At 34.7% G+C, this 8,998-nt stretch carries 3 protein-coding genes; 1 reads left to right on the top strand and 2 read right to left on the bottom strand.

Annotated elements, in window-relative coordinates; genetic code table 11:
- Nucleotides 1-72: 72 nt before the first annotated feature.
- A complete protein-coding gene (locus GVV20_RS09815) occupies nucleotides 73-4,590 on the bottom strand; it encodes a Cna B-type domain-containing protein (protein ID WP_159740101.1) in 4,518 nt (1,505 codons plus the stop codon).
- 1,116 nt (nucleotides 4,591-5,706) lie between these two features.
- Here GVV20_RS09815 and GVV20_RS09820 point away from each other — a divergent pair.
- Nucleotides 5,707-6,558, top strand: a complete 852-nt coding sequence (locus GVV20_RS09820; protein ID WP_159740100.1) for a helix-turn-helix transcriptional regulator — start codon at nucleotides 5,707-5,709, stop codon at nucleotides 6,556-6,558.
- A gap of 483 nt (nucleotides 6,559-7,041) precedes the next feature.
- Here the strand turns inward: GVV20_RS09820 and gshAB are convergent.
- Nucleotides 7,042-8,998: bifunctional glutamate--cysteine ligase GshA/glutathione synthetase GshB (gene gshAB, locus GVV20_RS09825; protein ID WP_250690191.1), on the bottom strand; the 1,957-nt coding region annotated here is incomplete at its 5' end.

The following is an 8,998-nucleotide window of genomic DNA, read 5'->3' on the forward strand; positions in this document are numbered from 1 at the left end:
AACTCACATTGATATCGCATGATTTCAACGTGAGTTTAAAATTTATAATAAAACACCTAATATAGCAAATAATTAATATTCTTTTTTACTATATACAAAAGCGTATGAACCCATTGCAATTAGAATTAGTGCACTTGCAAGTAACCATAGATTATCATTAAGTCCCGTTTGTGGTAGCTTAGGATGTGTTTCGGTCTCTTTTTCCGGTGGATTAGGAGCGTCCGTGAGTGTGTTGGTTATTGTATTTCCATCTACAAATTTCTTGTATCCTTGTGGTACGTCCATCTCATCAACAGTATATTCAAAAAGATTTCCTTCTGAATCAGTAAATGGGATATTTTCCCATGTATAGTTGACTTCTCCATTTGATAAAGTTACTACATCCAAATATGGTTTACCATTTTGATAAAGTTGTATATTAATGTCTGGATGAACTTTTGGAGCATTTACCCAAATTTTTTCAACAGAATAATCAATAGTTTTCATAACAAATGTATTTGTTATTGTTGATCCCTCTATACTTTTTGAATAACCATGTGGAACAGATAATTCATCTACAGTGTATGTATAAGGTACTCCCTCATCGTCAATAGCAGGAATATTTGTCCACGTATGAGTTAATATGCCATTCTCTAATTGAATTAGATTTCCATAAGGAAGACCATTTCTATACAATTGAATGTCTATTGTTGGCTTGCTCAATGGCCCACCATCCCAAATTTTTCGAACTGTAAACTCAGTTGTCTTCTTCTCAAGTGTATTAGTGACCTTAAACTCTTGTTCTGTTTGATTAATTATTGTATCAATGTTACCACCATCTACACTATATTTTTTATTTTCTTTTTCTCTAACATTGATACGCGATAGCTTTGTTAGATTTATCAAGCGAACTTTTCCATTAGCTGGGATCAGTAATTTACCGTCGATAATCTGATCAGTTCTTACGAATTCCATATTTGCTGTATACACTTCAACAGGTCCATTGTACGGGACCAAGACATTACTCTCATCTGCCGTATCTGCGTACATCACCATGAATTCGAAACTTTCCTCTGAATTGATGATATGCCCTTCACCATTTTTCAAAAGTTTATGAATCAAGATAGAACCTTTTTCACTATAATATCCGGCATTTTTTTTCGCAGTTGGTGTTTCTTTGTTTAGCAGGAACACGTCGCTTTGCTCCATGTCCACACTTTCGATATGGGAACCTTCTAAGTCATCATTAAACTGAGTCAACAAATACCCTTCGGGTGGTGAAACTTTAATCCGGTATTTACCATGTGTAAAGACATTCATATTATAATTACCTAAATTATCAGTAAATACTTCATAAGCCTTTCCTTGTGGGTCAAAGACAGGGTTTCCAAGTTCATCAACTAACTGTACTTTAATCCCTTCAAATGATTGTTCAGATGATGAATCAAAGATGCCATCCTTGTTAAAGTCTTCAAATACATTACCAATAACATTATATTTCATGATTGATACTGTCGATAGATTGGACTCAAAAAAGTCTAATTTTGGAGTCATTGTGACACCAAAAGAGTTCACTACCTTATCGGTTTGGTCAAGATTTAAATTATTCGGGATTCGAAAAGAAACATCAAACGTGACACGACTCTCACTAGGAATTTTAGCCCCGGGCTCAAGTTCGACTTTAAAAGCAGTAACCTCTTCAAAATGCTGAACAGATTCTTTCCAATCTGCATTACTATAAAAAGAAGTCGTATTGTCGATAATCGGATCACTTGTATAATATACTTTAAACCCTGCGGGTGGAACAATTTGACTTTCCAACTCAAGCTTAAACGTTGAATTTCGAGGAAGGCGATGCATGCCATTTGAAATGTCTAAACTTGCCGTATAGTCATTAACGTTCGGTATAAGATCTATCATCGACAATGTGGTTACATCAGATACAGAATTGTTATCGAGTGTAAAACGATACTGGATTGTTTTTCCAACTTCACTCAGCCCAACGCTTGGAGGAATCAAGAAAGTTGAATCTAGTGAACCCTTTGCTTCTTTACGAACTGTAAGTTCACGAGGCGGTACATAATTAAAATCAGTATACGCATAGCTGATTGAGTCATCGGTTCGACCATTATGATTGAGATCATAAATATCAAAAGTGCCGCGCTCGCCTGGTTTTAGGGTATCAACATTTTGCCATGACAAATAGGCTTGGTTTTTATTCAGCCCTTTAGATGTAAATTTAGTGATCTTAGTACTGTAATCAACTGTAATGACACCTGTGTGTTGCCCAATTAATCCCGGCTCCACATATTGGAATTGGTTAAGTTTCCAAATCAGTGCAGTTCTACCTAACCCTTTATAGTTCTCCACGACTTCCGGTTCATAGGAACCAGAAGGAATTTCGGTTATTAGTTTGGGAGATAAAGACACATTAGCACTTCCTGAAATATATTCTAAACCCACTGGAAGAATATCGACCATTTGATTTGTTTGTGCGATATTGTTTGCGTCATAGAAATTTGAGATATCTACAGATAATGTGTAGTCAACCCTGTCATCAACAAAGTAGTTTTTCTTCGCATTTTTCAGTTTTTTTCTTAAAGTAATCGATGGATTGACCTCAAAAAAATAGATTGCACTTCTTGATTCTGAGCTCAGCGTTGGACCATAAGTATAGTTTGCACTATAACTCGCAGAATTAAATAATACTGTGTCATGTTTATCTTTCGGAACGACAGCAACTGAAGGATCTCTCATCTCAGTTTCAACCTTTAAAATTAAAGTGGAATTCTCTTTTAAGAAGCCCTTATCATTACTCGTAACAACAATCGCTGTTGCCCTATCACTAATTTTGAACTCCCGATCTTCACTTAATGATACATTATCAGCTATCACTGATTCTGCGCCATTTTCGCTAATCTCGGTTATTTTAAGTGTCCCGACGAAGGAACTTTGACTTGGGATGAGGACACGTGAATATTTAAGTCTTTCATCTAACTTATAGTCTTTGATAATTATATTTTCGAGATTCATTCCAACCTGATCTTTTTTTGCAGTGTTCTTTATGCGCAAATGCCATAAGAATTTACTTTCCCGATCTATTTTATAGTCATAGAAAGAGTCCCTTGAAACACTTTTATCACTTTCAAAACTAGCAGGAGTCGAATAGGGTTCACTTGCAATTAATTGAAACTTGATATCATCCGTACTTACAACATCTGATTCGTAGTCTGCCTTATTTTTAGGTGTAGCAGTAACCGTTACGGTATTAGTGATATCTTTATTTATTGTAGCATTTGGAAATTTTAGATTTAAGACAACTTTATCAAAGAATTCATGATTATAGAGTCTAATCCCAGAATCAGATAAATATGTATATGTTGCAATTCGCGTGCTTGAATCGAAAGTCCATCCAGGGTTATCTGATGGATCAAATATTGCTTCATCCGGAATTCTGTCTTCAAATTTAATAGTATCATAAATTCTTGATCCAGGATCTGTATCGTTACTTCCAGTTCGAAGTGAATAACTAAATTGAACACTCTTCAAACCTGAAATCACATCAGTCAATTTTGAATCACTATTTGCACTTTTTAAGCCACCTTCAATAATGACGTTATCATAACTCCTCCATAGATCATCTTTCATATGTTTTAGTACAGTTGGTTTTACAGTTTCAATTACAATTTCCGCCGTATCTCTGATGTTAATTTTAGATTCAGCATCACCTTTAAACGTCGACTCCGCAAACACTTTAAAGCCATCAGGAGTTGTTCCGTTTTCTGTCTGAAATTTCACTGGAACATCAATATTCGTTCCCGCTGACAATGGCATCAATAAATAAGTGACCAAGTAAAATTCACTAGTTTCTTGCATTTTTTTAGAGACTTGAGATGCAATATCAGACGCAACAAAAGAACCAGGAATAATGTGTTCTTTGTTAATCTTAACCTCTAAATATGTGTTCTCTATAATACCACTTCCTTCAGTTAATGATAGGCCTGTAAAGAAAACTACATCATCCCCAGTTAAATTTGATGTTGTTTCATCACTTTGATAGATTTCAAATCTTGAGACACTTAATGACAGATCATTCGCTAGTTTGTGAAACGGTTTGAGTTCATCATTTTTGCCTCGTTCGATGATGATTGGCTCAAAATGTGAGTTTGTATTATCAAAAATTAAGCGCTCTTTCGAATTTGTATTTTTCTTAAGCTGAGCTTCAAATTCAAGTACACCTGAAGACGCTTCATTAACAAAAATTCGCACCTTAGAACCCAAGGTTTTTGCAGTTTTTGAATTACTTATTACAATGTTTTCCAAATTATCTGGTAACCCTAGGTCGTAATAATCCCCCTTTTGAGGTGTCGTTGAAATTTCCGACGGAACTTGCCACTTCAGTGATACTTTTAATCTACTAGATGGCTCGTAACTATTAACTAAATCATTGTTCTCATTTAGTATAGTGACATCCAAACTCTCAAACATTTCCTCTGATGTCTCTTTAATGAATGGTTGTATATCACGCTCAGATTCTGCATAAACATGAATGCTCGTAAAAAACAAACAAAAAACCAATACAGCCATTGGTATCATTCTTTTTAATTTCATATTATGTTCCCCCACAGTTATAATGTTAAAATAATCATACGAAAATACATTATTTTATACAATTATCAATATGTGTTCGTTGTGTGAAATCCATAAAATGATTAATAATTAACTCACAATAACGCCATTGATGCCGGTCTGTAATTAAAAATCACGAAAATCCAACAAAGTCTATTGATACATTACACAATTTGAACCCATTTAATCGCAACATGTTATCACAATTAACTTTCAACCAAGTAGTCAACTTAAGGACATATACTACTATTCCTAAACGATTTGTTTAACCATTATTTGTAGATAATTAATATGAGTGACAGAGCATTGTTATATTTGTAGTAACATGTACCTCGGTTGCTTGTACTTGAATGGTTTTGCAACAATAGTGTCATAAATCCACCGACTCGCTCACATAAGCTTAGATATGAGCCCTTGTGATTCGAAAAGGTTGGATTTAGCAGATATCAAACCATATCATGTATCTTCATGGAATTAACTCATAGTTTCAGTGGGCCTTTCATTTGAAGTATAATCTATTGAAATATAAGCATAGAAATCTACTTTGAACCTTCTTTCAAAAATAGGTTTAGCATGTTTAATTTTGAAAGTTTGTAAAAAAAAACGTTACTGACACTTGATTGGTAAAGTTGAAGAAAATCAACCCTAAAATTCATTCTGGAATAAAACTGATTCAATTACTAATGTGGTCGATAATCGAATCTCATAAATGTATTAATCCCGATTTTAAGGTTGGGCTTTCCTCGTTCGCAAATAGATTCATTTAGTATACATAAATCAGAGATCAGGCTGAGCTTTCAAATTGTTAGAAATGATAAATGGATATTTCACAAGGGATAGTGATTTACAAGGCTCAATAGAACTAAAAACTCTATTGGAACTAGAGTGAAGGCCTTGGTAACATAGTCCCAAATAGATAGTTTTACACCCTAATTTGTCTTTCCATCTCGTTTGTTGACATACAATTCTTACCGTATTATTATGGATACAGTAAGTAAACAGCGACTCAAGCGTTCCTTGAATTCTAAATTCAAGGAACGCTTGCTTTAAAATTTACTGCTCAGATCGTAAGATTTAGTTAGAAAGCGAGGCATGATTATGAAAATCACTCACAACGGAAGTACTTTCAATATGGACCGACTTGGAAAGCTAATTTCTACACAACGGAAACAACGAAATCTTACACAAGGCGAACTAGCAGAAACACTCGGTGTAAGCCATCAAGCAGTCTCATCTTGGGAAAACGGATTAACAAGTCCAGATATTGGAAAACTGACAGAACTTTCCCAAATATTCTCAATTTCGATTGACGAACTCCTTGGAAATGTAAAAATGGCAGATTCAGTGCGCAAGATTGAAAACGATGAGCCCTTAGATGAAATAGAAATAATTGATATTGCACCGATTACCAAACCTGAGCTATTCGAAAAAGTACTCAGTAAAATAGAGCCTGATGATTTCACCGTGGAGTCGCTCATTGCAATTGCACCCTTTATGGAATCGAATCAGATCAATAATTGGATTCTCGAAAATATTGATCGTTATGGAATTCAAGAGATTGTACCCTTAATTGCATTTGTAGATAGCGAAGATCTTGCAATGATTATTGAGAATTTAGAACAAAGAAAAGACTTTAAACTTGTGGATCTCATTCCTTTTGCACCTTTTATGGATGCTGATACGATTACTAAAATATTCGTCAACATTCACGCGGAAAGTGATTTGAATGGCATTGAAGGACTGTACCCGTTTGTAGATCTAAACGTACTGCGTAAACACGTTAAAAATACGTTGTCGCAACCAAATGCCGAAATTGACAGCTTAATTCCTCTCGCGCCTTTTGTGGATGCTGAAACGATTGAGTCCATTTTAGACTATCTGATACGCGAAAAACGAATGGCAGAAATTGCACCATTCGTCGTATTCGCTGCTCATGTCAATAATAATTAATAGATTGTCAATTCAAATCGTATAATCATTCTATATTTAATCATCTAAAAAACTCCCCTGCGATATTTACGAACTCATTGTTCGATAAAATTCTGGAAAGGAGTTTTTTATTATGCTTGCAATAGAGGAGGGTCAAGCTTTGCTCGAGTACCATATGATCTATCTGCATTCTGAGAATTCGTTACAGCGGTGGTATATTAATTACTACTATAGCAAACTCGGCTCTACACACTAGTAGAACAGATGTATGCATAGAGTTAACTTAAATCTCAAGTATTACAATAAAGTCAACGTTTTGAAGAATTTCATTGTCATTATTTATTGCTATTATTCTTTTTCATTTCCTTACTTATGGACTCCAATTTCATTTTAGTCTACATTCACTAAAACCATGAATTATGATAACTCCAGCCGTGGTAATACCAAAGCTAGAAATTGGAATACATTTTTCAAATCTTCACACTTTCTCTCGTGAATTACTTCTTAAACAATTCCCCGAAACAAAGCTTGCAGTATTTTATCTCCAGCATATCTGTTTTTTCCAATATATGGATAACAATGTATATGAATTGCTGGGTTAAAGTTCAATTCAATAATTGTATGATTCTCATCATCAGCTGGAGCCTCTATATCTTGAATTATCATATCCACTCCGCAAATATTAGCACCTATCGCACTAACTGCTCTAATTGCTTTATTCTTATATGAAATATGTACATCATCCGTAAAGTCTATGCTGTCCCCACCAGTGCTAATATTGGAATTTTCTCGTAAATAAATTCTTTCTTTTTCTGCTGGAATAGAGTCCAAGGTGAGTCCTTGTTTACTCAAATAGTCAATCAATATAACATCCATATCAATTACTTCTAAAGGCGTAACGTATCCTCGTCCTCGCAATGGATCTAAGTTTTTACTTTCAATGAGTTCACCAATCGTTGACTTACCATTTCCAATTACATTAGCGGCTTCTCTATTTAATACACCAATAACCTCACCATCAATTACAAGAAAACGATACTCTTTGCCACTATGGAATTCCTCTACCAAGACTGTATCGTCATGCTCGAAAGCAAATTCAATCGCTTTCGTGTATTCATCTCGAGAATAAGGTTCTTTTAGGATTGTAATTCCGATTCCAAAATTCGTATTATTTGGTTTAATAACTGTTAACCTATCATTTCTACTGTCTTCGAATGCAGATAATGCGTCTTTTATTGATGTAAAAGCATATCCTTTCGGAACATTGATTCCGTCTTTACTAAGAATGTACTTCGTGACATTTTTATTTTCCATCGCTAATACGCTGCCATATCTATCTAGATTCGTTTTGGTGGCTTGCTTAACAAAGTGAGATTGACCTGTTGTTCGATTTTCCAGAAAAACGAAGTTTTCCCTCTCATCCATAATTTTAAACTGAACACCCATTTTAATCGCAGATTTCAATAGAATTTTAGTGGAGAGCTCTAGCGATTCATTGCCATAAAAATTATATGGATTCATTAGTGCGCGCTTCTTCGCTTCCTTTGCTTTGTCCAAATGATAAGTAATGTAATCGTTTGTTGATACACCTTTTAGAATTTTATCCGCGTAGCCGAAGCCTGGTGTAAGTCGATATTCGATATTCTTAATGATTGCTGAATAGTCATAATATTCAATATCTGATTCTGCCAGCACGTTTTCAAGATTCTTAATAAGATCATTCGCCTCGGCTTCAAAGTCATAAACGTTATATTCATCATCTTGCTTCCACGAAGTACCATCATTTGCAATGATTGATTTAAACTCCGCTTCTATTTGAGATGATTCGTCAAACTCGAAATCCTCTAATGTAGAAAAATAGACAAACATCATGTGTAAGAACTTTAGATCTTCCAAATTGACACCGTGCTCTAACTCTGGATTGAGGTCAATAAATCTTAATTCTAAATACTTGGCATTTCCATCATCGTCAGTCTTAATTCGGACCGCCTCATAAACTTCACTCTCATTTATAAGCACGCCATTATCAATGTGAGTAGATATGCTTTTCTTATAATTCGATAAACTTGAATAATCATATGTTAAAAACTCATTATTTCGGTACCCACAAAGACTATTCCTTAGTGATTGCATACCTTCAGAGATACAGTTCTCTTTGTAATCGTGCCCGACTAACTGAACACATCGATCTGAGAACGATGAGTGGAATACAGGACCCGCAGCAGTTAAACGAATAAAAAACCATCGATACTTCATAAAGTACTTCGCAACCTGCAGATATAAACGATTTTGGAATTCAATTCTAGATTCACAGTCATTATTATTCAAATCGTTTATATAACTATCTGAAAATGATAGATTAAAATGAATACCTGATAAAACTGATTTCTTTCTACCATATTTAAGAGCCAAATACTCCCGATAATCCTTCTTGTCTGAGTCCGAATAGTTGGCAATAAGT

This window comes from Erysipelothrix aquatica (genome assembly GCF_009828775.2).
In the GTDB taxonomy this organism is placed as follows: Bacteria; Bacillota_I; Bacilli_A; order Erysipelotrichales; family Erysipelotrichaceae; genus Erysipelothrix; species Erysipelothrix aquatica.